Source organism: Frankia sp. R43, from assembly GCF_001306465.1.
GTDB classification, from domain to species: Bacteria; Actinomycetota; Actinomycetes; order Frankiales; family Frankiaceae; genus Parafrankia; species Parafrankia irregularis.
This window is the reverse complement of record NZ_LFCW01000009.1, coordinates 260,308-283,254: the sequence shown is the minus strand read 5'-3', so window position 1 is coordinate 283,254 and position 22,947 is coordinate 260,308. Positions and strand designations below refer to the sequence as shown.

General features: G+C 68.6%; 20 protein-coding genes and 1 pseudogene. 6 read left to right on the top strand and 15 right to left on the bottom strand.

Features of this window, described 5'->3' with window-relative positions:
• Window positions 1-5 precede the first annotated feature (5 nt).
• From ACG83_RS33230 to ACG83_RS33195, 8 genes are all read right to left on the bottom strand, one after another.
• Window positions 6-1,163 carry an acyl-CoA dehydrogenase family protein gene (locus ACG83_RS33230; RefSeq protein WP_054570202.1) on the bottom strand — a complete coding sequence of 386 codons (1,158 nt, stop codon included), beginning with the start codon at window positions 1,161-1,163 and terminating at the stop codon, window positions 6-8.
• Window positions 1,160-1,570, bottom strand: a complete 411-nt coding sequence (locus tag ACG83_RS33225; RefSeq protein ID WP_054570201.1) for a nuclear transport factor 2 family protein — start codon at window positions 1,568-1,570, stop codon at window positions 1,160-1,162. The genes ACG83_RS33230 and ACG83_RS33225 overlap by 4 nt, the downstream gene beginning before the upstream one ends.
• Before the next feature lie 173 nt (window positions 1,571-1,743).
• Window positions 1,744-2,067 (bottom strand): hypothetical protein, encoded by a 324-nt coding sequence (locus tag ACG83_RS33220; protein ID WP_054570200.1) that lies wholly within the window; start codon window positions 2,065-2,067, stop codon window positions 1,744-1,746.
• Window positions 2,051-3,316, bottom strand: coding sequence for an aromatic ring-hydroxylating dioxygenase subunit alpha (locus ACG83_RS33215; RefSeq protein ID WP_054570199.1), 1,266 nt, complete (start codon window positions 3,314-3,316; stop codon window positions 2,051-2,053). The genes ACG83_RS33220 and ACG83_RS33215 overlap by 17 nt, the downstream gene beginning before the upstream one ends.
• Before the next feature lie 536 nt (window positions 3,317-3,852).
• Complete coding sequence (locus tag ACG83_RS33210) at window positions 3,853-4,713, bottom strand: NAD(P)-dependent oxidoreductase (RefSeq protein WP_076828045.1); 861 nt, start codon at window positions 4,711-4,713, stop codon at window positions 3,853-3,855.
• Complete coding sequence (locus tag ACG83_RS33205) at window positions 4,710-5,093, bottom strand: carboxymuconolactone decarboxylase family protein (protein ID WP_054570198.1); 384 nt, start codon at window positions 5,091-5,093, stop codon at window positions 4,710-4,712. Before ACG83_RS33205 ends, ACG83_RS33210 begins: the two co-directional genes overlap by 4 nt.
• A 64-nt stretch (window positions 5,094-5,157) precedes the next feature.
• Complete coding sequence (locus tag ACG83_RS33200) at window positions 5,158-6,579, bottom strand: aldehyde dehydrogenase (protein ID WP_054570197.1); 1,422 nt, start codon at window positions 6,577-6,579, stop codon at window positions 5,158-5,160.
• Window positions 6,580-6,621: 42 nt separating this feature from the next.
• Window positions 6,622-7,761, bottom strand: a complete 1,140-nt coding sequence (locus tag ACG83_RS33195) for an acyl-CoA dehydrogenase family protein (RefSeq protein WP_054570196.1) — start codon at window positions 7,759-7,761, stop codon at window positions 6,622-6,624.
• Window positions 7,762-8,698: 937 nt separating this feature from the next.
• On the opposite strand from ACG83_RS33195, the gene ACG83_RS33190 reads away from it, so the two are divergent.
• A complete protein-coding gene (locus ACG83_RS33190; protein ID WP_054570361.1) occupies window positions 8,699-9,442 on the top strand; it encodes a CoA transferase subunit A in 744 nt (247 codons plus the stop codon).
• 1 nt (window position 9,443) lies between these two features.
• Window positions 9,444-10,091 carry a CoA transferase subunit B gene (locus ACG83_RS33185; RefSeq protein WP_054570195.1) on the top strand — a complete coding sequence of 216 codons (648 nt, stop codon included), beginning with the start codon at window positions 9,444-9,446 and terminating at the stop codon, window positions 10,089-10,091.
• 218 nt (window positions 10,092-10,309) lie between these two features.
• Here the strand turns inward: ACG83_RS33185 and ACG83_RS33180 are convergent, their stop codons facing one another.
• Together ACG83_RS33180 and ACG83_RS33175 are read right to left on the bottom strand one after the other, a co-directional pair.
• Window positions 10,310-10,960, bottom strand: coding sequence for a TIGR03085 family metal-binding protein (locus ACG83_RS33180; protein ID WP_054570194.1), 651 nt, complete (start codon window positions 10,958-10,960; stop codon window positions 10,310-10,312).
• Window positions 10,950-11,366, bottom strand: a complete 417-nt coding sequence (locus ACG83_RS33175) for an organic hydroperoxide resistance protein (RefSeq protein ID WP_054570193.1) — start codon at window positions 11,364-11,366, stop codon at window positions 10,950-10,952. Before ACG83_RS33175 ends, ACG83_RS33180 begins: the two co-directional genes overlap by 11 nt.
• A gap of 66 nt (window positions 11,367-11,432) precedes the next feature.
• On the opposite strand from ACG83_RS33175, the gene ACG83_RS33170 reads away from it, so the two are divergent.
• Entirely contained in the window at window positions 11,433-11,900 is a 468-nt protein-coding gene (locus ACG83_RS33170; RefSeq protein WP_235498347.1) for a MarR family winged helix-turn-helix transcriptional regulator, read from the top strand.
• 124 nt (window positions 11,901-12,024) lie between these two features.
• Here ACG83_RS33170 and ACG83_RS33165 read toward each other — a convergent pair whose 3' ends face one another.
• The 3 genes from ACG83_RS33165 to ACG83_RS33155 all read right to left on the bottom strand — a co-directional run bounded on the left by ACG83_RS33165 (window position 12,025) and on the right by ACG83_RS33155 (window position 18,349).
• The gene (locus ACG83_RS33165; protein ID WP_054570191.1) at window positions 12,025-13,875 is read right to left on the bottom strand and encodes a DUF2075 domain-containing protein; all 1,851 of its coding nucleotides are present in this window, start codon (window positions 13,873-13,875) and stop codon (window positions 12,025-12,027) included.
• Between the two features lie 287 nt (window positions 13,876-14,162).
• Window positions 14,163-16,379 carry a WD40 repeat domain-containing protein gene (locus ACG83_RS33160; protein WP_054570190.1) on the bottom strand — a complete coding sequence of 739 codons (2,217 nt, stop codon included), beginning with the start codon at window positions 16,377-16,379 and terminating at the stop codon, window positions 14,163-14,165.
• Window positions 16,373-18,349 (bottom strand): toll/interleukin-1 receptor domain-containing protein, encoded by a 1,977-nt coding sequence (locus tag ACG83_RS33155; protein WP_083473788.1) that lies wholly within the window; start codon window positions 18,347-18,349, stop codon window positions 16,373-16,375. The genes ACG83_RS33160 and ACG83_RS33155 overlap by 7 nt, the downstream gene beginning before the upstream one ends.
• A gap of 261 nt (window positions 18,350-18,610) precedes the next feature.
• On the opposite strand from ACG83_RS33155, the pseudogene ACG83_RS47190 reads away from it, so the two are divergent.
• Window positions 18,611-18,832: pseudogene (locus ACG83_RS47190) on the top strand (IS5/IS1182 family transposase); the annotation flags it as partial.
• A 72-nt stretch (window positions 18,833-18,904) separates the two neighbouring features.
• On the opposite strand, the gene ACG83_RS33150 reads toward ACG83_RS47190, so the two are convergent.
• Window positions 18,905-19,966, bottom strand: coding sequence for a hypothetical protein (locus tag ACG83_RS33150; RefSeq protein WP_054570188.1), 1,062 nt, complete (start codon window positions 19,964-19,966; stop codon window positions 18,905-18,907).
• A gap of 442 nt (window positions 19,967-20,408) precedes the next feature.
• On the opposite strand from ACG83_RS33150, the gene ACG83_RS33145 reads away from it, so the two are divergent.
• On the top strand, window positions 20,409-20,858 hold the full coding sequence (locus ACG83_RS33145; protein ID WP_054570187.1) for an NUDIX domain-containing protein: 450 nt from the start codon (window positions 20,409-20,411) through the stop codon (window positions 20,856-20,858).
• A 74-nt stretch (window positions 20,859-20,932) separates the two neighbouring features.
• Here ACG83_RS33145 and ACG83_RS33140 read toward each other — a convergent pair whose 3' ends face one another.
• Window positions 20,933-21,826 (bottom strand): aminoglycoside phosphotransferase family protein, encoded by an 894-nt coding sequence (locus ACG83_RS33140; protein ID WP_054570186.1) that lies wholly within the window; start codon window positions 21,824-21,826, stop codon window positions 20,933-20,935.
• A gap of 192 nt (window positions 21,827-22,018) precedes the next feature.
• Between ACG83_RS33140 and ACG83_RS33135 the strand changes: the two genes are divergently transcribed.
• The gene (locus ACG83_RS33135; RefSeq protein ID WP_054570185.1) at window positions 22,019-22,936 is read left to right on the top strand and encodes a hypothetical protein; all 918 of its coding nucleotides are present in this window, start codon (window positions 22,019-22,021) and stop codon (window positions 22,934-22,936) included.
• Window positions 22,937-22,947 lie beyond the last annotated feature (11 nt).

The window sequence follows — 22,947 nt, the reverse complement described above, 5'->3', positions numbered from 1 at the left end:
CCCCTTTACTCCTTGCCGAGGTCGAGCAGTCGGCGCGCGATGATGTTCCGCTGGATCTCGGCGGTGCCGCCGTAGATGGTCGCGGCCCGGGAGTAGAGGTACTCGGAGCGCCAGCGGGGGTCGGTGAGCTCGACGGCGCCGGGAAGCAGGTCGCGTGCGGTGTCGAACAGGCGCTGTTCGGCGGTGGCGAGCAGCACCTTGTCGATGGACGTCTCCGGGCCCAGGCGGGCGCCGTCGGCGAGGCGGCGCTGGGTCGCGTGGGAACGGCACCTGATCGTGTGCAACGCCAGGTACGCCGCGCCCAGATCAGCGTCGTCGGCCCCGGCCGCGCCCGAGGCCGCGGTCGCGGCTGCGGCCGCCGTCGTGGTCGCGGTCTCGCCGATGAGCCGTTCCAGCCGCTCGTAGAGGAACGCGACCCGATGCCAGAAGCAGGTGGACCGCTCGTGGGGGAGCAGGTCCATCGCGAGCTGCCAGCCGTCACCGGGCCGGCCGAGCATCCGATCGCCCGGTACGACGACGTCGTCGAAGAACACCTCGGCGAACTCGTCGATGCCGTGCATGGTGCGCAGCGGGCGGACCGTGATCCCCGGCGTGTCCATGTCGACGAAGAAGGCGGTGATCCCGCCGTGGCCCGGCGCGGTGCGGGTGAGCAGCACGCAGCGCTGGGAGTACTGCGCCAGGCTCGTCCACACTTTCTGCCCGTTGACCACCCAGTCGTCGCCGCGGGGCTCGGCGCGGGTCGACAGCGAGGCCAGGTCACTGCCCGATCCGGGCTCGGAGAAGCCCTGGCACCACTGCTCGGCGCCGGACAGCAGCAGCGGCACCATCTCGGCGGCCAGCGCCGGCGGCGCGTAGGAGATCATGGTGGGGGCGAGGACCTCGATCATCGAGTAGATCCCCGGCTCCGCCAGGTCGCGGCTGGCGACCTCCTCACCGAGCACCGCGCGCAGCGCCGCGGGCCCGCCCAGGCCCCCCACCTCGGCCGGCCAGCCGTACCGCATCCAGCCGGCGTCGTACAGGGCGCGACGCACCCGGGCCAGCTGCGCGACCTGACCGTCGAGGGAGTGGTCGGGGCCGGCGGAGAGATCGTTGTGCGCGAACCACTCCCGGACGGCCGCCCGGAACTCCTCGACCGTCGCGGGCTCCGTCACAAGGCTGGTCACGGGGTCGGCTCGTACGCGTGCGGACGTCCCGAGTCGTGGTCACCGCTGCGGCGGATGAAGGTCATCTTCCGGGTGCGCAGGCGCCAGCCGTCCGCCGTGCGCCGGTAGGTGTCCGAGTAGTAGCCGATCCGCATGTCGTGCTTGGAGTGTTCGATGAAGCAGAGCGGCTGGGTGCCGGTACCGGTGTCACCGTCGAGGTCGACCAGCGCGGTCCCGGTCAGGAACAGCCCCTTGGGCGCGGCCGCGACCATCTTGGGAAACAGGTCGAGGGTGAAAACGTCACCGAAGGCGCTGTAGGTGCCGTCCGGAGTGAAGACCGAAAGCAGCCCGTCGATGTCGCCCTTGGTGATGGTCACCGCGTACTTGGCGAGCAGCTGCTGGATCTCGACGACATCGTCAGTGGACAAAGCCCGTGCCACCCTTCATCGCGAACATCGCGTTCTACCGCACGCGTTCTACCGCATATGTTCTATCGCACACGTTCCATGGATACCGGGTCTGTCGACCTCGCCGGGGGGTCGACAGACCCGGTGCCTGGTCCCGGGTACCCGTGGAGCAGCACCCGCGAACGTCGTTCCCGTCAGACGACGGGTTCGACGGTCACATCCAGGTAGGCGGCACCGCTGTCGGGCACCCGCGGCTGCTTCCACACCTCGACCGGGAACGACACCATGACCAGGGACTGCATCAGGTGCATGACGGTGCGGGCCTCCTCGGACAGGTCGTCGAGGGGGAACTTGTCGCAGAAGGTGATCGCGTCCTCGAGAAGCGGGAAGGCCGCGTCGTAGAACTCCTGCATCTCGTCCATCGTGGAGGCGAGCCGCTTGGCGTAGCGCTCCGGCTCGGTCGCCAGATCCCAGGCCAGGTACGGCTCCAGGGCCGAGAACTCAGACGGCAGAGGCATCGCTGTACTCCTTCACGCGGTCGCCGACTTCCTTGTGCAGGGCCCGGAGGAGAATCTCCTGGTCGCACAGCGGGAACTCGCTGACGGTACGGGTGGCCAGCATGGTCTGCGTGGCCTCGAGGGTGTTGGCGTCCTGGAGCGCGTACTCCTTGAAGGTCACCGCGGCGAGCTCCTGCGCGAGGCGCTCCCGGGCGTTCTTCGGCGGGACGAAGTAGAGGTTCGCCTCGAAGATGTGCTTGTCGACCGCGGTCGGCCAGTACAGGTAGGTCAGGTACCAGCCCGGCGCCCAGATCAGCAGCGTCATGTTGGGGAAGAACTCGAACGAGTCCTGGCCCCAGGCGCGGTGCCCGGCCGGGTTGAGGGCGGCCGGCAGCGGGTCGAGCCCGTCGATGGCAGGGCGGTCCCACGGGCCGAACAGGCCGCTGCGCAGCACCCGCTCGATCGGCTTGACCATGTTCAGGTCCTTGGGCGGGGACATGCCGCCCCACGAGGACACCATCGAGTGCGGGCTCTTGAGCTCGTAGTGCAGCGCCTCGAAGCCGAAGCCGATGAGCTTCTCGGCCTCGGCCTTGACCGCCTGCTTCTGGTGCAGGATCGGCGCGTGGTAGAACTCGGCGAAGGCGTCGATGAACAGCTTCCAGTTGGCGCCGATCTCGGCCTTGTACGAGTAGACCTCGGTCATCTCGCCGAACGGGTAGCCCTCCAGGCCCCTGGCGAAGTCCCCGAGGTACTCGGCGAGCGTCTGCTGCGGGTTGAGGTTGATGAAGACGAACCCCTCCCACACGTCGCAGGGGACCTCCTTGAGGCCGTAGTCGGCCTTGTCGAGGTCGAAGAACTCACCCTCCTGCTGGACGAAGGTGAGCTTGCCGGTGAGGTCGTAGCGCCAGGCGTGGTACTTGCAGATGAACTGCCGGCAGCTGCCCTCGGTCTCCTCGCCCGGGAAGTCGTTCCAGACCAGCTTGTTGCCGCGGTGGCGGCACACGTTGTGGAACGCGCGGATCTTGCCGTCGCCGCTGTTGACGATGATCAGCGACGTGTTCAGGACGGGCAGCTCCTTGGTGAAGTAGCTGCCGGTGCGGGGGAGGCGCTCGACCCGGCCGACGTGCAGCCAGCTGCGCTTGAAGACCGCCTCGCGCTCCTTCTCGTAGTACGCGGGGTCGATCGAGTCGGTGTAGTCGACGGGCGCGGTGCCGAGCTCGGGATAGTGCTGGGTCCAGCTGCCCGCGTCGGGCTTCTTGTAGTGGGGCACAGGTCTACCTCTCGTGTTCGAGCTCTATGCCGACAGTGCTGCGGGCCGTGGCGAGCAGGTGAGCGGCCCCGATGGCGCAGGACGGATCCCGTCTCCTGGCGGCCGTCGACGTGGTCCACGGGTCAGCCGACGACGAAGCTGAGCAGAACGACACACCCATCGTCGTCCGGCCTCCCCTCGTCTCGGTGAGAACTCCGTTCTCGCGGTCGATAATTAGGTTTCCACGTGAGGGGTGTCAGAGTCAACGTCAAGCCCCGTGGCGACGTGGTGTCTCACCGTTTGGAGTTCGACGGTCGCGTGGTGTCACCACGGGTGGGTCGTGGCTCCCAGGCGGACGCCGGCCCGCGGCTGCGCCCCGGCCCCGGTCGGCCGGAAGTTCTCTCCAGTCGAGAAGATTCCTCCCTCTTGTGGAGAGGAGGATGCCATATCGGGCTCGGCCCGTGTACCGCGCCGTGGTCTCCGCGCCCGGCGAGGCTGCCGGGGCGGCCCGACCCGCTTTCTCGGACGGCCCCGGAACAACCTCTTTCAGCGCCGGCTCAGTCGCCCCGGACGTACGGATAGATACGGGTGAAGTCGACACCCGGCTCCGCGTCGGCGAATGCCTCCCACAACGAAGACGTGACCGTGCCCATCGACAGCGGCCCGTCCAACTCGCGCACCTCGCCGAGATACAGGCGCAGGTCCTTCGCCATCAGCGAGTTCGTGAATCCGGCGGCGTAGTTCTCGGTGAGGACCTGGCGCGGGAACTTCTCCGCGGTCGCGTTGTTCTGCCCGCTGGCGGAATTGAGCACGTCCAGCATCGTGGCCATATCCAGGCCGGCGGCCGTCCCGAACGCCACCGCCTCGCTGGTGGCGGCGAGCGCCACCGCGGCGAGGAAGTTGTTCGCCAGTTTGAGGGCCTGGGCGAGCCCGGGGCGCTCGCCGACCCGGCGCCGGCGGTCGGTGAGCGCGGCCAGGACCGGTTCCGCCCGGGCGCACGCCTCGTCCGTGCCTGCGTACATCACCGTCAGCGTCCGTGCCCGGGCGCCGGCCACTCCGCCGGACACCGGCGCGTCGACATGGCCGATCCCGCGGGCGGCGAGCAGCTCGGTGATGCGCCCGGCGGCGCTCACCCCGATCGTCGACGTGTCGATGACCAGCGTGACCCGCCGGTCGGCCGTGTCGGCGAGCTGGGCGGTGACCTTCTCGGAGACGGTGCCGTCGGGCAGGCTCAGCACGACGACCTCGGCGGCGCGGGCCACGGCGGCGACGTCCTCGACGAACGTGGTGCCCTGCGGTGCGCGGGCCGGACCGGCGGCGTCGTGCACCACCAGGTCGAGACCGGTCGCCGCCACGTTCGCGGCGAGCGCGCCGCCCATGTTCCCGAGCCCGACGAACCCGACGCTCGGCCCGGTCACTGCCCGGCGCGTTCTGCCCGCAGGGCCCTGACCGCGCGGCGGGCCGAGATCGCCGCCGGTGCGCCGCAGTAGGCCGCGACCTGGAACAGCAGCTCGTCGATCTCCGCGTCGCTCACACCGGTGCGGCTCGACGAGCTCGCGTGCAGGCGGAACTCCTCCATCCGGCCCAGCGCCGCGGTCATCGCCATCACCAGCAGGCTGCGGTCCCGGGTGGACAGCACCCCCTCCCGAGTCCACACCCCCCACGCCTGTGCGGTGATGTGGTCCTGGAACTGCTGGCTGATCTCGTCGGTGTCACCGGTGGCGCTGTCCACGTAGGCGTCGCCCAGCATGGCCCGGCGCATGGCGTAGGCGGCCCGAAGCTGCTCGCTGCGTTCCATGGTCGATTCAGATCCTTCCCTGGTGCCGGTGGTGCTATCAGGACGTGCTCTACAACAGGTGCTCTCAGTAGAGGGACAGGCTGACGGTCTTCACCCGGACGTACTCGGCCAGGGCCTCCAGCCCCTTCTCCCGCCCGTACCCGCTGGCCTTGTAGCCCCCGAACGGTGTCTCGATCGTCATCGGCCCGCCGTTCACCGCGACCTGCCCGGCGTCGATGCGCTCGGCGAGGCGCAGCCCGCGCGCGACGTCACCGCTCCACACACTGCCGACCAGGCCGTACTCGGAGTCGTTCGCCAGCGTGAGCGCCTCGTCCTCGTCGTCGAACGGCATCGTGACCAGCACCGGGCCGAAGATCTCCTCCCGGGCGACCGGCAGGTCCGGCGCCACCCCGGCGTAGACCGTGGGACGCAGGTAGAAGCCCCGGGCTCCCGGCCCGTCCAGGTACGGCCCGCCGCCGGTCACCGGCTCCAGCCCGGACGCGCTCGTCGCCGCGAAGAAGTCCAGGACCTTCGTGTACTGCGCCTCGGTGATGATCGGGCCGAAGTCGACGCCCGGGATGAGGCGCTCCACGCCGGCGACCACCCGCTCCACGAACGCGTCGTGCACGGACGCCTCGACGAGCAGGCGGGTGGTCGCCGAACAGACCTGCCCCGCGTTGGTCGCGGCCGACGCGACCGCCGCGGCGGCGGCCCGCTCCAGATCGGCGTCGGCGAACACCACCAGCGGGGACTTGCCGCCGAGCTCAAGGGTGACCGGAACCAGCCGGTCGGCGGCGATCCGGGCCAGGTACCGGCCGGTGGGCACCGATCCGGTGAAGGTGATCCGCCCGACCCGCGGATCGGTCGCCAGCGGCGTGCCGACCTCCGGACCCGTCCCCGTCACCACGTTCAGGACTCCGTCCGGCAGACCGGCCTCGCTGGCCAGCCTGGCCAGGTACACCGTGGAGGCCGAGGTCAGCTCCGAGGGCTTGGCGACCACGGCGTTGCCCGCCGCCAGCGCCGGGGCCAGCGCCCGGCAGGCCTGGTTCAACGGCAGGTTCCACGGGGTGATCACCGCGATGATTCCGTACGGTTCGAGCCGGGTGTAGGTGTGGCTCGCGCCGCCCTGGTCGATCACGCGGCCGTGGTGGGCCCGCAACACCCCCGCGTAGTAGCGGAAATAGGCGGCCGACATCTCGATCTCGGCCTTGAGCTGGCGCGGAACCTTGCCGGTGGCGGCCCGCTCCAGCTCCGTCAGCTGGGGCGCGTGCGCGTCCATGGCGTCGGCGACCCGCAGCAGGATCTCGCCGCGGTCCGCTCCGGAGCGCCGCGCCCACTCCGGCTGCGCCGCCGCGGCCGCCGTGACGGCATGCTCGACGTCCGCGCCGGAACCCGCGGCGATCTCGTCGCCGGGCTCGCGGGTCGCCGGCTCCAGCGTGGGCAGGTAGCCCCCGCCGGCCGGCACCACCGCCTTGCCGTCGATCCAGTGATCATGGCGAACGGGCACGTCAGGTCACCTCCGGGAGGGTCGCGGTCGCATCGGGAGACGTCACAGCCCAAGCGACTTCGCGATGATCGTCTTCATCACCTCGCTGGAACCGCCGTAAATCCGACCGACGCGCGCATCGGCCCACGCCCGCGCCACCGGGTACTCGTTGATGTAGCCGTAGCCGCCGAACAACTGCAGGCAGGCGTCGATCACGCGGCCCTGCATCTCCGTGCAGTAGAGCTTGACCTTCGCCGCGTCCGCCGGCGTCGCCTCGCCGGCCACATGCGCGAGCAGGACCTGGTCCAGCAGCGCCTGGCCCGCGTCGACCTCCGTCGCGCACCCGGCGAGCACGAACTTGGTGTTCTGGAAGGTGTTGAGGGTCTTGCCGAACAGCTTGCGGCCGTTGACGTACTCGACGGTCTGCTCGACGATCGACGCTGCCGCGCCCTGGGCGTTGATCGCGATCGAGAGCCGCTCCTGGACGAGGTGCGAGGTCAGGTAGGTGAACCCCTGGCCCTCCTCGCCGAGCAGGTTCTCCGCCGGCACCCGCACGTCGTCGAAGAAGATCTCCACGGCCTCCTGGATGTGCAGCCCGATCTTGTGCAGCGGCGCCCCCCGGCTGACTCCCGCGAGGTCGCCGGGGATGACCAGCAGCGACAGGCCGGCGTGGCGCTGCGTCGGGTCCGTCTTCACCGCGGTGAGGAACAGATCGGCGTTCAGGCCACCGGTGATGAACGTCTTGGACCCGTTCACCACGTAGTGGTCGCCGTCGCGGCGCGCGGAGGTGGACATACCGGCGAGATCCGACCCCGCACCCGGCTCCGTCAGCGCCAGCGCCGCGACCAGTTCACCGCTCGCCAGACCTGGCAGCCAGCGCTGCTTCTGCTCGGCGTTGCCGTGGTCGACGAAATACGGCACGGAGATGTCGGCGTGGATGCGCAGCGGGCCCAGCGCATAGCCGGCCCGGGCGGCCTCCTCGGTGACGACGGCGTTGAACAGGAAATCGGCGCCGCCGCCGCCGTACTCCTCCGGGATGCAAAGCCCCAGAATTCCGAGGTCGCCGGCCTTGTTGTAGAAGTCGCGTGGTGGAAGGCCGGCCTCCTCCCATTCGTTGTAATGGGCCCCGATCTCCTTTTCGAAAAAGGACCTGACTGCGGCCCGGAAAGCATCGTGTTCGGGGCCGTAGACCGTGCGTCGCATCCGGTCACCCTCTCGCGGTCGGGGCGGATACCATCCGCCGTGGAGTTGAAGGGAACTGAAAGGAGCTGAAAGCCGGGAAAAGGAGGCCTGGCAGGCGGGGCGCCGAGGTGGACTCGGCGGATCATGCTGCCCTGGCGGGGCTGCTACCAGCTGTTGGGCCACCGCTGCCTCCCCGGAGGCAGGTCAGGGTGGCGGCTCGCCTAGGGTGTTCGCGCCGACCATGAAATCCCGCGCAGGTGTTCCCTTTCGCCGCCGCCGCGGGTGGACACTAATCCGGGCTCGGTGGTCTGGCGGCCCGGTAAGAATCCGTCGGTGACGATCCGGGTGGCCTTCGGCGCTGATCTCGCCGTCGACAGCATCGGTCGGATGCCTCCAGGTCGCCTCGGGCGGGTTCGCCGCGGAAGGTTCGCGGCAGGAATTGCGCGGTCGCGCGCCGGTGGATCGCTGCTTAACGTACCGTCGTGCCCCGGACGCAGTCCAGCGCAGAGTTCGTTGATCCGTGGGCGGTCGCCGCACTAATTGCCGCGATGACGGAAGGTGCCGGCATCCGCTGCCGGCGGTTACGGCAGTCGTGACGGGCGCCGCGACGGGCGCCGCGCCGCTGCGCCGCCGGCTCGTGCCGCCGGGTGGCGGGGGCGTGCTGGGTGGCGCTGGGTGGCTCCCACGAGGGGCGGAACCTGTTCGGGTGAGGTTCACCGACACGGATGTGAGTCTCTGCTAACGTAAGCCGTCGCCTGAAAGGTGGCATGCGTGCCGCATCCCCCGGAGCACTGTTCGCCACCAGCCGCTCCCCGGGCGTCGTGTCCTGTCCGGCACGAGGGCCCGTGAGGTCGCCGAGCGGCGGCGCGGAGATCCGGCGGCGCCCAGCGACCGTTGTTGCCTGCTTGCAGTGGACGGATGAGAACCGGCACCGATACGCGAGTGAGGGGTGGACAGGTTGGACAAGGTGGTTCCGAGCGCGGCGCTCGCCGTGGCGGACGTCCCTGACGGGGCGTCGCTGGCCGTGGGCGGGTTCGGGCTCTGCGGCATCCCGAGCGGCCTCATCCGCGCGCTTCTCGACGCGGGCCCCAAGGACCTTGAGACGGTGAGCAACAACTGCGGCGTGGACGACTGGGGCCTCGGCCTGCTGCTGCGGGCGGGCCGGATCCGTCGCACCACCGGCTCGTACGTGGGGGAGAACAAGGAGTTCGAGCGTCAGTTCCTCGCCGGTGAGCTCGAGGTCGAGCTCGTCCCGCAGGGCACGCTCGCCGAGCGGCTCCGGGCCGGCGGTGCGGGGATCCCCGCCTTCTACACCCCGGCCGGCGTCGGCACCCAGGTCGCGGACGGCGGTCTGCCATGGCTCTACGACGGCTCCGGTGGCGTCACGGTCGCCTCGCCGCCCAAGGAGACCCGCGAGTTCGACGGCAGGAGCTACGTGCTCGAGCGCGGGATCGTCTGCGACTTCGCGTTCGTCCACGCCTGGAAGGGCGACCGGCACGGCAACCTCGTCTACCGGGCCAGCGCCGCGAACTTCAACCCGCTGTGCGCGACCGCCGGCCGGGTGACCATCGCCGAGGTCGAGGAACTGGTGGAGCCCGGCGAGCTCGACCCCGCCCAGGTACACACCCCGGGCATCTTCGTGCAGCGTGTCGTGCACGTGCCCGACACCCAGAAGCGGATCGAGAAGCGGACGGTGAGCTGACATGGCCCTGACTCGTACCGAGCTCGCCGCCCGCGTCGCCAGGGAGCTGGAAAGCGGGCAGTACGTGAACCTGGGCATCGGCCTGCCGACCCTGGTTCCGAACTACCTGCCCGCCGGCGTGACCGTGGTGCTGCACAGCGAGAACGGAATCCTCGGTGTCGGCCCCTACCCGGCCGAGAGAGCCGTCGACCCGGATCTGATCAACGCCGGCAAGGAGACGGTCACCGTACTGCCCGGCGCGTCCTTCTTCGACTCGGCCACATCGTTCGGGATGATCCGCGGCGGTCACGTCGACGTCGCCGTCCTCGGGGCGATGCAGGTCTCCCGCGCCGGAGACCTGGCGAACTGGATGATCCCCGGCAAGATGGTCAAGGGCATGGGCGGCGCGATGGACCTCGTCCACGGCGCCCGGCACGTGATCGTCATGATGGAGCACGTCGCCCGCGACGGCAGCCACAAGATCGTCGACGAGTGCACCCTGCCGCTGACCGGCCGTGCCTGCGCGCATCAGATCATCACCGACCTGGCCGTCATCGACGTCGTGGCCGGCGGCGGTCTCGTACTTCGGGAGACCGCTCCCGGCGTGACAGTCGACGACGTGCGCGCTGCCACCGGCACGGAGCTCACGGTCGACCTGATCTCCGTCTGATCTCCGTCTGACCGGCGGCCGGCTTGCCGCGCCACAGCAGGCCCGGCCGGGAGCGGGAAGCCGCAACAAGTGGGTGCGGGGCGGTTCCGCGGAACCGCCCCGACCGTCGCAGGCCCACACCGTCTGCCCGGCCCGGCCGTCACCGCGGCCCGGTGTGACAGCGGTAGAGACGTGCCAGGGCCAGACGTGCCGGGGCCCGGTGTGACAGTGGCCAGGCGTCACAGCGAGGCGACGGCCTCGGGATCGCCCTGGATCTCCACCTGGGCAGCCGAGCGCCGCCCGAAGGCGTGCAGCAGAATCTCCTCCGGCACACCGGAGATGATCACCGTCGGGGTGCCGCGGCGCAGGACCCGCCGGGCGCCGGTGTCGGTGCGTTCGGCGATCACCTCCGCGCCGGTGCCGCGGTACCCGGTGCGCCCGAGCAGCCGCAGCGCCGACCAGACGCGCTCCCGCGACACCGGGTCGAGCGCCCGCGGGGTGAAGCCCGGGACGGCACGGTCCACATCGGCGTAGTGGACGTAGAACTCGTTGACATTGGTCGCGTCGTCGAACCGGCGCAGCCGGGACGGGTTCCACCGCGCGGGCCCGCTTCGGAACAGCTCCACCAGCTCCGCGAAGCTGTGCGCCTGCCCCGTCGAGCGCTCGGCACGCTCGGTGACGCCGTGCAGGGCGGGGATCACCAGGCCCGGCCCGGCGCGGGGGACGCGCTCGCGGGTCACGAGGTGGGCGACGAGGTCGTGGGTGGTCCAGCCGGTGCACAGCGTCGGCCGCTCCGGCCCGACCTCGGTGAGCAGATCAGCCAGCAGGGCCCGCTCGACCCGCGCCCGGCCGGTTCCGCCGGCGGGCTCCGCCGCCTCCTCAGACGACATTGAGGTCGACCTCCACGTTGCCGCTGATGGCGTTCGAGTACGGGCAGACGCCGTGCGCCTGCTGGACGAGCGTCTCGGCCGTCGCGCGGTCGAGGTTGGGGATGTGGACGTCGAGCTCGACCGCGAGACCGAACCCGCCGGTGGGCAGGGTTCCGAGGGACACGCTGGCGGAGACCTGCGACCCCTCCAGGTCGGCGGAAGCGGACTGGCCGACGAGCTTGAGCGCGGAGTGGAAGCAGGCGGCGTAGCCGGCGGCGAACAGCTGCTCGGGATTGGTGGCGCCGCCGGGGCCGCCCATCTCCTTGGGGATCCGGACGTCGACGTTGAGCAGGCCGTCCTCGCTCTCGGTGTGGCCGTTGCGGCCGTCCCCGGAGGCGGTTGCGATCGCCGTGTAGAGAGCATCCATGATCTTTCGGTTCCTCTCGGTTAGATTGTGGCCAACAGTATTGCGCACAATCTAATGACGCAAGAGATGTCTGCTACTGTCGATCGCGTGGCGGACCGCGTACCCCAGCTGGAGCTGGGTAACCAGCTCTGCTTCGCGCTGTACGCCGCGAGCCGGGCCACAACCCGCGCCTACGGGCCGGAGCTGGCCGAGCTCGGCCTCACCTACCCGCAGTACCTGACCATGCTCGTGCTGTGGGAGGCGTCCGAACCGCTCGCGGTCGGTGACATCGGCGCCCGGCTGCATCTTGACAGCGGCACCCTCACCCCGCTGCTCAAGCGCCTCGAGGACCTCGGCCTGGCCACCCGCAGCCGCGACCGGGCGGACGAGCGCCGCGTCCTCATCGCCCTGACCGGGCCCGGGCGCGAGCTACGCGCCCGGGCGGCGGAGGTCCCGCTGCGCCTCTTCCAGCGCTACGGCATCGACATCGACACCGCCCAGAAGCTCATCCGAGACCTGACGGCGCTCACCGAGTCACTCCAGGCCTCTACCTGAGTCGCCGTGAAGGGAACCAGGTGGCTCTGGACTTCGGCCGTGCCACACGCGAATCGGCTTCATGCTGCACCATGGGAGGATGTGTTCTCGGCTAGCGCATTTCGGGGACCGCAGCCGAGGCCAGTCAGAGCAGTTCTTGAAACTTGGCCTGGGTCTCCGGGTCGGTAGAATAGACGACAGTGCCGACCATCCCGCGGGTGAGGAGAACCTTGTAAGTATTACGGATCAGCGGGTCGAAGTCTGCGGCCGCTGCGCGGACCACGGTGTCCCTACTGGCGGCGCTGTTGGCTCGCCAGCCGTCAGTCCTCCAAACCAGGTCCGGGCCGAAGATCACCCCGTTCCAGTCGTACTCAAAACCCTGAGCTGTATAGATGCAACCGACCTGACCGAATCCCGCCGGGTCGGTGGCCCACAGTGCAGAAGCGGGCACGCCGCCCATTGGCCGATCCCCCTGGAGGTTCCAGGGCCGGCGCCACTCCCCGATGACGATATCCTCGACCAGGGTGCCGTCGGAGGAAGGAGAGCTCCACGGCCAGCAGAAGCCGGCGGTAATGCGGGCCGTAAAACCCGCATCCTGCCTGGAGCGCAGAAAGTCCTCCATTTCCTGGGGAGAGCAAGCGACCCTCACCTGGAACTCGTCCTCGCTCTTCCATGGCCGGGGACCGCCGGGGACCAGTGACATCAGCTGGCTGACCCACTGCTCGTAGTTACGACTGCCGCCACACCGGAACTGACCGTTCAGGTCGACGTGGTGGACGACAAAACCTCGATCGCGCGCGGCCTCCCTGATAGCATCGATAGTACCTATCTCTCCCGGTCGCACAACCTGGTGTTCGTCGAGGAGAAAGACTGGCACTCTCGCAGCGTCGAGAAGCTCCTCCAGCTGGCGGCGGGTGCTCCGCTTGCTGGCTGGAGTGAACCTGTTATTCGAGGTCTGCCGGATTCGGTGGGCCTCGTCGCAGATCAGGACGTCGACTCCGTCATGTTCGGTGCTCGTGAAGTTGTTAAAGTACCGGAACAGCTTCTGAACTCTTCTATTTCCTTTTCCTGCGGTGTGCCGGAGCGTCGTCGTGAAGGATCTGGACCCGGTCGCATGTAGCACAGTGCGCCCATTGCGGGCAAGGTGGCCCAAGAGTTGTACCGCGATCACACTCTTCCCTGTTCCGGGACCTCCCGAAACTATGATGACCTCCTTCTGCTCGGTGCGGTGAGAACGTGAGACGGCCCTCTTTACCAGTGAGGCCGCCACCTGCTGCTCGTTCAGGAGGGTGAACTGTTCGTTCGTCGACACTTCCTGTGCCACCAACCGCATCAGCTGGCGACTCGGCGCGACGGAGCTTTTTAGCAGCGCGTCGGCGGCAGGCGCACCCGGGGCGGGCGAGAGTCGTTCGCCCAGGTAATCAAGAAGGGCATCCCGAGTGGTGGCGGTGAACAGGCGGAGATGCTTGTCCTGAGGGTATTCGAGCAGCTCTTCGACGTCAGCTTCGTTGGCGTTGTGTAGGTATGCGACCCCTGCGAGGCCGTCGGCCGCTCCGGCGAGAAAAATGGTAAAATCCTGCAGGTATTCGCGGTAGCGGTCGACCTGTACTAGCGGATGAAGTCTTGGTGAACCTCCGGTCGTGCCGACGAGGCACAGATCGTTTGACTCCGGCTCGAGGCGGGCCCTGCTCCATTGGCTGAGCTCAATGATGACATATGAGGCTTCCCCTGTTTCCGGGTGCTGGCCGGCGAGAATTGCGTCCGCACGTAGGCTGGAAAATGGAAGTCGGTGCTCTACCAGTACTTCGACCTGCTCGAGTCCGGTGTCACGCAGCACTTCGCCGAGTTCCAGAAGGCTATTCCTCCACGAGTGAACCTCGCTAGCCGATGCGTTGTGCGAGAATTTTTCTTGATGCAACTCGGAAAGGCGCTCCGGGAGGTGGCCGGACTGGCTGTCCTGGAGTAGGAGGCGTCCGGACAGGCGAAGAAGAGGCACGATCAGCTCCCGACGGGTTAGGGCCGTGTTTATCGGTGACAGAGAACCGTTGGACGTAGCCAAAAATTCTAGCAGAGCTTGGCGGGGCAATGTGTGGCAGTTGTCGGATGGCCTCGATGAAACGTGGGTGTGATGCTTGGCGGGACTTGTGTGATCAGAATTCCTCTCCAAGGACCAGGCCGGCCGTCCAGTCGATCCCTGTGGAGTACTATCGATTCCGTCTGGTATCGAACTGGCGGTCGTCCTATCTGCGGTTGGGCATGTAGGGAAACCGTCGTCGCAAATTCTTAGGTAACGCGATCGTCGTGCGGCGGCGACGTCCAAACAAGAATAGCTCGGTCGGTTCCGCCGGTGGCGAGAAGTGTGGGGCCTGTGGGCAGTGGTACGGCAGCGACGGAGTTCACCCGGCCGGTGTGGCCGATCAGGGGTACGCCGACCGATTGTCCGGTGGTGGGGTTCCAGAGCCGAACTGTGTGATTGGCGCTGCCGCTGGCGAGGAGCGCGGGCCCGTGGGGTGATGGTAGTGCGGCGAGGGTGAGTACCCAATCGCGCTGATCATTCAGCGGGCTCCCAACCGGCTTCCTGGCGCTGGGATCCCAGAGACACACGGCCCGGTCGTCGCCCGTGGCGAGAAGTGTGGGGCCAGTGGGCTGCGGTATGACGGCGATGGAGTTCACCGGGCCGGTGTGGCCGGTGAGGGGTGCGCCGACTGGTTGTCCGGTGGTGGGGTTCCAGAGCCGAACTGTGTGGTCGGCGCTGCCGCTGGCGAGGAGAACCGTGCCGTCGGCAAGCGGCACCGAGGCCAGGGCGAGTACCCAGTCGGTGTGTCCGGTGAGGGGTGCGCCGACTGGTTGTCCGGTGGTGGGGTTCCAGAGCCGAACTGTGTGGTCGGCGCTGCCGCTGGCGAGGAGAACCGTGCCGTCGGCAAGCGGCACCGAGGCCAGGGCGAGTACCCAGTCGGTGTGTCCGGTGAGGGGTGCGCCGACTGGTTGTCCGGTGGTGGGGTTCCAGAGCCGAACTGTGTGGTCGGCGCTGCCGCTGGCGAGGAGAACCGTGCCGTCGGCAAGCGGCACCGAGGCCAGGGCGAGTACCCAGTCGGTGTGTCCGGTGAGGGGTGCGCCGACTGGTTGTCCGGTGGCGGGATCCCACAACCGGACCGTCTTGTCGTTGCTGGCACTGGAAAGAAGAACCGCACCGTCCGGCTGTGCCACAGCAGCCAGAGCGTTTACGGGGCCGGCATGGCCCGCGAGGGCCGGGCCGGAGGTTCGTCCGATCGTTGGATCCCACAGCCGAACCGCTTCATGGTCGTCGCCGCCGGCGAGGAGAATGGTGCCATTGGTGGCGGGTATCGCGGCCAAGCAGGCTATTCGACTGGCATGGCCAGCGATCGGTGTTCCGACTGGTTGTCCGGTGGTGGGTTCCCAGAGGCGTATTGTTCCGTCGTTGCCGGCGCTGGCGAGGAGAGTGTTCCCGTCTGGAAGTGGTACTGCTGCCAGGGCGAGCACCCTGTCGGTGTGGCGGATCAGGGGTGTTCCGAGTGGTTGTCCGGTGGTGGGTTCCCACAGGCGTATCGTTCCGTCGTCGCCGGCGCTGGCGAGGAGAGTGTTCCCGCTTGCCAGGGGCACCGCAACCAGGGCATTCACTGGGCGGGTATGACGGTTGCTTGCAGAAGTGACGGGTTGTCTGTCAGTCAGGTTCCACAGGCGGACTGTTCCGTCGTTGCCGGCGCTGGCGAGGAGAGTGTTCCCGTCTGGAAGTGGTACTGCTGCCAGGGCGAGCACCCAGTCGGTGTGGCCGATCAGAGGTGTTCCGACCGGTTGTCCGGTGGTGGGTTCCCAGAAGCGTATTGTTCCGTCGTCGCCGGCGCTGGCGAGGGCGAGGTCGCCCGATGGGAGCGTCACCGACGCCAAAGCATTCACCGGCCCGGTGTGGCCGATCAGAGGTGTTCCGACTGGTTGTCCGGTGGTGGGTTCCCACAGGCGTATTGTTCCGTCGTCGCCGGCGCTGGCGAGGAGGGTGGTCCCGTCTGGCAGGGGCACCGCTGCCAGGGCGTTCGCTCGGCTCGTGTGACCGGTGAGAGGTATGCCGGCGGCTTGTCCGGTGATGGGATCCCAGAGCCGCACTGTTTCGTCGTTGCTGGCACTTGCGAGGAGGGTGGTGCCATCCGGCAGTGTGATCGCCAACACGGCGTTCACCCAGTCGGTGTGGCCAGTAAGGACGCGATGGGTCGTTCCGGCCCACATGGCGGCCTGAATACCCCATTTGGCAGTCGCAATGTTCTGAACGTGGCGCGCGGCGTTCCTGGCGAGGAAGGTGGCGCGGGTCTTGTGCGCCCAGACATGCAGCCACCAGACGGGGGGGTCGTCGGGGTGGGCGACCCAGTCGTCCTGGGCCTGTTCGTAGGCGTTCACTGCGGCGACGCCCTCGGCGGTGCGGAGCTGGTGACGAAATTTCAGGATACCGCCGTTCATGCAGGTGATGAGAAATCCCGGGTCAGTCACCATGGCATCCAGAAGGCCGGCGTGGGTGGCGTGTTCGGCGAGATGGGCGCGGGTGTAGTCGGAGACGGCCGTCCAGTTCCGCCGATCGGGAGGGTCGAGCGGGGTGAGAGCGGTTGTGATGCGACGGTGAGCGGTGTGAGTGGCCTCGCGAAGGCTGTGGCCGAGATGGCGCAGATCTTCGTCATCGCTGTGGACGATGGAAACGCCAGCGATGAATTCGCGCAGACTTTGGTGGCGGGGAAGATAAAGGTCGGGATCGCCGCCCTGGTGGGTGGCGAGAAAGGGGCGGAAAGGCCCGCGGAGAAGGGTGCGGGCGGCTCGCTCCGGGACGCCGGCCAAGCCGCAATGACGGCAGCAGGCTGAGGTTCGAGGGAGGCGGCGAGGGTGGCCAGCACTGGGAGGCCCTGGGAGTTCCATCGGTCTTCTCCGAGATCGGCGCACCAGCGTTGCAAGTTGTCGGCGTAGTAGCTGGCGAGTCCGTCCGGGAGCCTGTCGATGTCGATCGGTGACCGGTCGCGATCGCGGATCTGATCAAGAACGGTTAATGCGTATATCCATACCCCTCCGGACCGTTCCAGCAAGATCTGGCAGAACCGCGTGGCCGTCACACGTGCGTCGTGTAGAGCATCGATGATCAGTTTGTCGGTGATCGTGACCGTGTTCAGATATTCGCTTAGATCCCGCAGATTGGTGGCGCTTTCGGCGTCGAGGCGCTCGACGACCCATCCGCCGGCAGGAGCGTTGATTCTTTTCGGGCGTGTGGTGGCGACGACGACGGTGCCGTGCGGGAGGCCGGGGGGCAGGCCAAGGGGGAGTTCTCCGGCGGCTGGAGTGGGAGCCTCGTCGAGGCCGTCTACGAGCAGCACCACCGGCTGTGCGGGCTCGCCTGCTGCGTCTGCCCTACGATCCCGGGCACGGGCGGCATCGCACAGCCGGCTGTGCAGCCAGCTCGTGCTCCCCGCATCCGCTGGCAAGACGCCCCCGGGCGCTGCGTCCTCGAGCCTCCAACAAGCAATGAGCTGTGCGGAGAGGTTACGTCGTGCGGTTTCGGGGTCACGGCCGTCGGCGAGGCGGGCGAAATGCGCCGGCCAGCCGCGGGTGAACGCAAGGTAGGCAGCCAGCGCTGACTTCCCCATGCCGGCCTCCGCCTCGATGAGCAGGTAGCCACCGCGGCGCTGCTGCATGCATCGACCGATGGCGATGTCGATTTTCTCGATGAGTTCGGTGCGACCGCGGAACCGGCCTACCGGGTTGCCTGGATCGGTGGGGTCGACCAGACGTAGGTCCCCGGGGAGCGGGTCGAGGGGGATGACCGCATCGCGGAGAAGACGGAACGGGCCGGAGAATCGCTGCTGCCAGACATGGCCGTAGTTGATGCCGATGGCCTGCCCTTTTGGTGCAGTCACCTTCCGGATTTTGACCGTGTCCTGGGCGGAAGAATGGGTGCCTGGCGCAGGGAAGGGTGGTTGGGTTGATGCCCTCGTGGATACAGGGAACAGCGGAGCGGTAGCTGGCTTCTCCCGTGCGCCGGATACCGCGAGCCCGGCCGCTCGAAGCAAGGCCGACCGGGCTTCGTCCCGGGGGAGCCCGAAGAGGTCGAGGGAAAATGTCTGGCCTGGCATCCTCGGTCGTGGACAGTCTTCGACGCGGGCGACGAGGAGCGTGCGGGTTGCCCCGCTGGGGCCGGGTGCACAGGCGGCGCGCCACTTCGCTGTCCTCAGGGCCGAGCGGGTGTAGGCATGGGAGACGACGGCGATCGTGGGGGTGACCTGCGTGATGCCTTTGTCCATGGCTGATACCCAGTTCGCGCCGGGGATGAGTTCCCAGGCCTCGATCAGTACGCGCAATCCCGCCTCTTCGAGCGTCGAGGCGATCCACTCCGCCCACGGCCGGTCGGTCTGGGCGTAGGACACGAAGAAGTCCCAGCTGGTGCCGCTGCGGGGGGTGATGTCTGTGTTGTCCGCATTGGTCACATAGGTAGTGTGCCACTGGGACGCGGCGCGTCAGATTGGTGCTCCTACGGCGTGGTCCAGTTCCCTGTCAGGGGGTCATCACGAATCCGTCGATCCTGCCGATGGGACCGGTTTGCCGTAGGACCGGATGGCTGGGGTGTCCGTCGGTAGACGGTGACGGGGTCTGCCCGAGCTGTTCCGGTTAGGGCCGTCTTTCGCCGGTCGTTCTCCACCCAGGACCCGGCGTGCTGGTCCAGAACGCTTGCCAGTTCGGTGCGGTCGCCAGAAACGGGGCGCTGCTTCGACCCGTCACTGTCGACCTATTTCCGGCGTCGCCTGCAGCGTTCAGGTGATCCGAACCGGTTGTTCGTGCAGGTCAAGGCGGTGATAGCGGCCGCCGGCGTGCTCAGGGGCAGGCACCGGCGGGCCCAGGACTCCACAGTGCTCGACGACGCGGTCGCGACCCAGGACACCGCCACCCAGCTGCTCGCCGCGGTCCGAAAGCGATCCGCGGGGTGTCCGGCGCGGATGGTTCCTCGGCGTGGCGGAAACTCGGCCTTCAGACAGGGGAGGATCTCAACTCAGCCGATGTTCGCAGCGGCGTTCGACCGCTAGGCCCCACCGGCGGCGGAAGGTGCCGTTTCCGCAGACCACGCAGGGTTGAAGAGCTTCCAGGTTGCCGGTGCCGTGCGCGAACGTCGCCTCCTCACCGGGGTCGAACCGGACGAGGGCCGGCCGTTCCGGTCTGGCACGCCGCGCCAGTTCCAGGTGCCGGCGGGCGGTGCCCCTCGGTGGGGCGGCTGGTCGTTCCCCGTCGTCGACGGTCTGCTTCTCGGCTTCGTAGGCAGCCCGGTCGATGCTGGGGAGGAGGATCCGGTACTTGCCGTAGGCGACGGGGACCAGTTCGCCGGCGGGTATCTGTTCGGCGATGTCGCCCATGGCCATGGGACTTGGGCGCGGCCGTGGACGCAGTCCGGGGCCGGTGTCGCGGACCCAGGTGAGGTGGCGGACGCCGAGCATGGTGAGGTCCTGGGGCTGGCGGGCGGCGAGGACCTGGGGGATGTCGGTGGTGAACCTCAGTTCGGGCACCCGGTCGTCGAAGGTGACGCCGGGGCCGGCGTTCCACACGGCGGTGACACCGCGCGCGGTCGCGTCCCGGGTCCGTCTGACGTGGTCCTTCTTCTGAGTGAGCTGGACTTCGGTGGACGTCGGCTGCGGGGCGTCGGCGATGAGCTGGTCTGGGAACCGCCCGCGGCGGCCTTGGCGGCGCTCGCGGGTGGTGACCTGCCAGCCGACATGGTCGTAGACCCTGCTCCAGACATCGAGCATCGCACTGTGACGGGCACGGTCCGGTGGGGTGACGGTGTGGTCGCCGCGGCCGCCTTCGCCGTGGAAGTGGGAGGCGTAGCGGGTTCCGGTGGCCCGATAGGTCTTGAGGATGACCGGCGCGCCGTCGCACTGGGGGAACAGGCAGCGGGCGGTCGGGGTGTGGCGGTGGGAGACCTGGGCGGCGGCGCGGTCCCACAGTTCCAGGCCGTCGGGCCGGCCGAGGGTGGGGTCGGCGAGGTCGAGCTGCTCACCGGTGGCGAGTTGGATGACGCGGAACCTGCCAGGCGGGATCTCGTCGAGGTCGACCACCGATATGGCCTCCGAATCTGTCACGCAACAGCGCAGAGCGCCCCTCCAGCGTGACCGACGGAGGTGTCGCAGGTCCGGCGATTTCCGAAGCGGACCGGCTGCGCCACCAGCGCGATGGGACCTGGGAGCGGGATTGTGCTGGTAGGCAGGGCGGGCTGATCGCGGCGCGTCCGAGGGCCTGGAACCTGCCGCTGGGGTGCTTTTCGATGTGGTCAGGCGCGCAGAAGCGGGACGGCCCGGTCGGCGGGCCGGTGATGGCCGTGCGTTCGAACATCACAACCCGTGGGCGCCAACCCGCCCGTGTACAGCGGTGGGCTGACTCGCCTCATCGTGACGGGCAGGGCTGGCATCGCGGTCCCTCCGTGGTCCTTCTCGGGCAGTGGTGCATCATCGCCGGGCCACTGATGTGGCCGGCGGACACACCGATGAAAGGAACACGACTATGAAGCGGATTGCAGCGATGGCCTGGCGGGCGCTACGTGGTTCGGTGCAGTGGCGTGTGCTCTGGCTGTGGCATGCAACCTTTATGGTCGGTGTGAGTGGAATCGTGAAGGATGACGAGGGACGCGTGTTGCTCCTCCGGCATCGCCTGTGGCCAGAGCATCGACAGTGGGGACTCCCGACCGGGTATGCGAAGCGGTCGGAGACCTTCGAGGAAACGGTTGCCCGGGAAGTCCTGGAGGAGACAGGGCTCACGGTCCGCGTCCGCGACCTGGTAGATCTGAAAAGCGGGTACCGGCTGCGGGTGGAGGTCGCCTACGCGGCAGACCTGGTCGGCGGAGATGTCAGGATCGACTCGTTCGAAGTCCTGGAGGCGCAGTGGTTCGCAACGGACCACCTTCCGGAAGGCCTGCTGGAGTCACACCGAACCCTGATACAGAAAACACGCTGAGCTGGGCAGCCCGGAAGCCGTTGGCGCCGACCCACCTGGCTCTTCGCTGCTTGCCTGATCTCGTAGTCGTCCGGTTACGTGATTGAACCGCCTCTCAGGACACGGTCGAGCGCTGCCCGGCCTGCGGGTCCCCATGTCGACTTACCGCCGGGAAGGCCTCGGTCTCCGTTCTGGCCCATAAGCATGAGAAACAGGCTTTTCAGAGCGGCAAGCCCGCGAGCGCGCCGGATCGTCGCGTCGTCCGCATGCTCATATACGTCGAAGAAGCGCGAGGATGCGCCTGTGGGAAGGATTACCCATGCGGCCGCGAGGTCCCACGCCGGGTCGCCGGCGAACATGTCGCCGAAATCGATCACTCCCGAGAGCGTCCCGTCCGAGACGATGACGTTCGCGGGATGAAGGTCGCCGTGCGCCCAGACCGGCGGCCCCTTCCATTCGGGCGCCCCAACGGCATCGTCCCAGACGGCCCGGACATCGTCGGCAATGCCGCCGGGGACAACGGCCTGAAAGACGTGGTCGAAGCCGTCCGTGCACTTTTTGGGGTGAGCTCCGCGGTCCGAGCTGATCGGCGCGTCAGCGGGTGCCTCCACGTGGAGCGCTCTGAGGAAGGCCGCCAGGGTGTCGGCCGCGTGCTCGCCGCGGCTGATCGAGCTGTGGTCCAGTGGGTCGCCGGAAACCCACGTCATGATCGTCCAGAGCTTCGGGAAGCGCGTCGACGGTTCACCGATCCGTACCGGGACCGGCACCGGGAGCGGCAGACGCGGAGCGAGGACGGGCAGCCACCGGCGCTCCTTTCGCTGGAGGTCCGGAGCACGTTCTGTCCGCGGCATGCGTACGGCCAGCTCGTCCCCAAGGCGCCACTGCTGGTTGTCCCACCCGCCCGCCACCTCACGGATGGCCAGCCCGGAAAGGTCTGGATGCTGCTCCTGTAGCAGGTCACGGACCAGGTCTGCGTTGATCTCGCTCATATGACGCCACAGTAGTGGGGCAGGCACCGACTCTGGCGCCGCCCGTGATCGGCAGAGCTCCGCTCGTGATCGGCGGCTGGCTGTCTCCCGAGCCATGGTGAAACAGGGCCGCGAGATGTCCGGGCGCCTGCTCGCGGCATAGTCGGGTGGACCGGAAGGGTCTCTGCGCAGCGGTACCCGAAAGGCGGCGGCATGGCGGACGACACGGACGAGACCCGTGCCCGCGACGGAGGCCGAGGACACCGAGGCCACCGGCCGGGAGGTGCCGGCCGCGGCGGGGCTGGGGCACCTGAGGCCGGAATCGGCGGTCGGCGGCTCGAGGTACGCGTCCAGCCGGACGTCACCTATGTGACCTGGTGGTTGACGCCGCAGGGGGACGGACTTCGCCAGGCTGTGACGGACAGTTCCGCCTCAGGCCCCCTTGGCGGGATCCGGCCCGTCGGGTGCGTCGCCGGCGACAGCATGACGGCGAGCACCTGGTGGGCCTGGCCGATCCATCCCGACCGCCCCTATGACGGTGCTGCCGTCGGGCGCCTCCTGCTGGCAGCGTCCGACACCGTCGCAGCGTCGTTTCACGCAGGCCGGCTGATTCACGTTCGCGCACGCCATCCGCGGCCCGGTGCGCGGCCCACACCGGCCGGTGTCCTGGACGCGCCGGCGGCGACCCCGGGCTGGCTGCCGGAGGCCGTGCGGGCGTACCACCGCTGGCGGGCGGCCGGGCCGGTGATCGAGGCCCGGCACCGGTGGCAGAGCGCGGTGGAGGCCTGTTCGGTCACCGCCGACGGCCGTGAACTGTGGTGCACGGGCAGCGGCTACCGGGACGAGATGCTGGCCGGTTTCGACGTCGAGCAGACCCCGGAACGGGTCACCGTCCGGGCCTGGCTCGCCTTCGGCCCGGACGGGCCGACGTCCTTCGGCACGGGGCCGGTGCGGACCCTGCCGGACGGGCGCCGGCTGGGCAGGATGTACCGCCAGGCAGCCAGCCGCCGGTGGAGCACCGTCGTGTATCTCGACCAGCCGCTCGGTGAACGTCCGGTGGTCGATGTCGGCATCCGCGAACCTGACGGTGCCGGCCGGGCCCGCAGAGCCTGGCTCGCCGAGCGGGAATGACCGCGCGGCGA

Bases quoted from the DNA above. Each gene is read 5' to 3' on its own strand.
- ACG83_RS33220 (WP_054570200.1), bottom strand. From the start codon at position 2,067: ATGCCTCTGCCGTCTGAGTTCTCGGCCCTGGAGCCGTACCTGGCCTGG.
- ACG83_RS33205 (WP_054570198.1), bottom strand. From the start codon at position 5,093: ATGGAACGCAGCGAGCAGCTTCGGGCCGCCTACGCCATGCGCCGGGCC.
- ACG83_RS33195 (WP_054570196.1), bottom strand. From the start codon at position 7,761: ATGCGACGCACGGTCTACGGCCCCGAACACGATGCTTTCCGGGCCGCA.
- ACG83_RS33185 (WP_054570195.1), top strand. From the start codon at position 9,444: ATGGCCCTGACTCGTACCGAGCTCGCCGCCCGCGTCGCCAGGGAGCTG.
- ACG83_RS33180 (WP_054570194.1), bottom strand. From the start codon at position 10,960: ATGTCGTCTGAGGAGGCGGCGGAGCCCGCCGGCGGAACCGGCCGGGCG.
- ACG83_RS33175 (WP_054570193.1), bottom strand. From the start codon at position 11,366: ATGGATGCTCTCTACACGGCGATCGCAACCGCCTCCGGGGACGGCCGC.
- ACG83_RS33170 (WP_235498347.1), top strand. From the start codon at position 11,433: ATGTCTGCTACTGTCGATCGCGTGGCGGACCGCGTACCCCAGCTGGAG.
- ACG83_RS33160 (WP_054570190.1), bottom strand. From the start codon at position 16,379: ATGGTGACTGACCCGGGATTTCTCATCACCTGCATGAACGGCGGTATC.
- ACG83_RS33145 (WP_054570187.1), top strand. From the start codon at position 20,409: ATGAAGCGGATTGCAGCGATGGCCTGGCGGGCGCTACGTGGTTCGGTG.
- ACG83_RS33140 (WP_054570186.1), bottom strand. From the start codon at position 21,826: ATGAGCGAGATCAACGCAGACCTGGTCCGTGACCTGCTACAGGAGCAG.
- ACG83_RS33135 (WP_054570185.1), top strand. From the start codon at position 22,019: ATGGCGGACGACACGGACGAGACCCGTGCCCGCGACGGAGGCCGAGGA.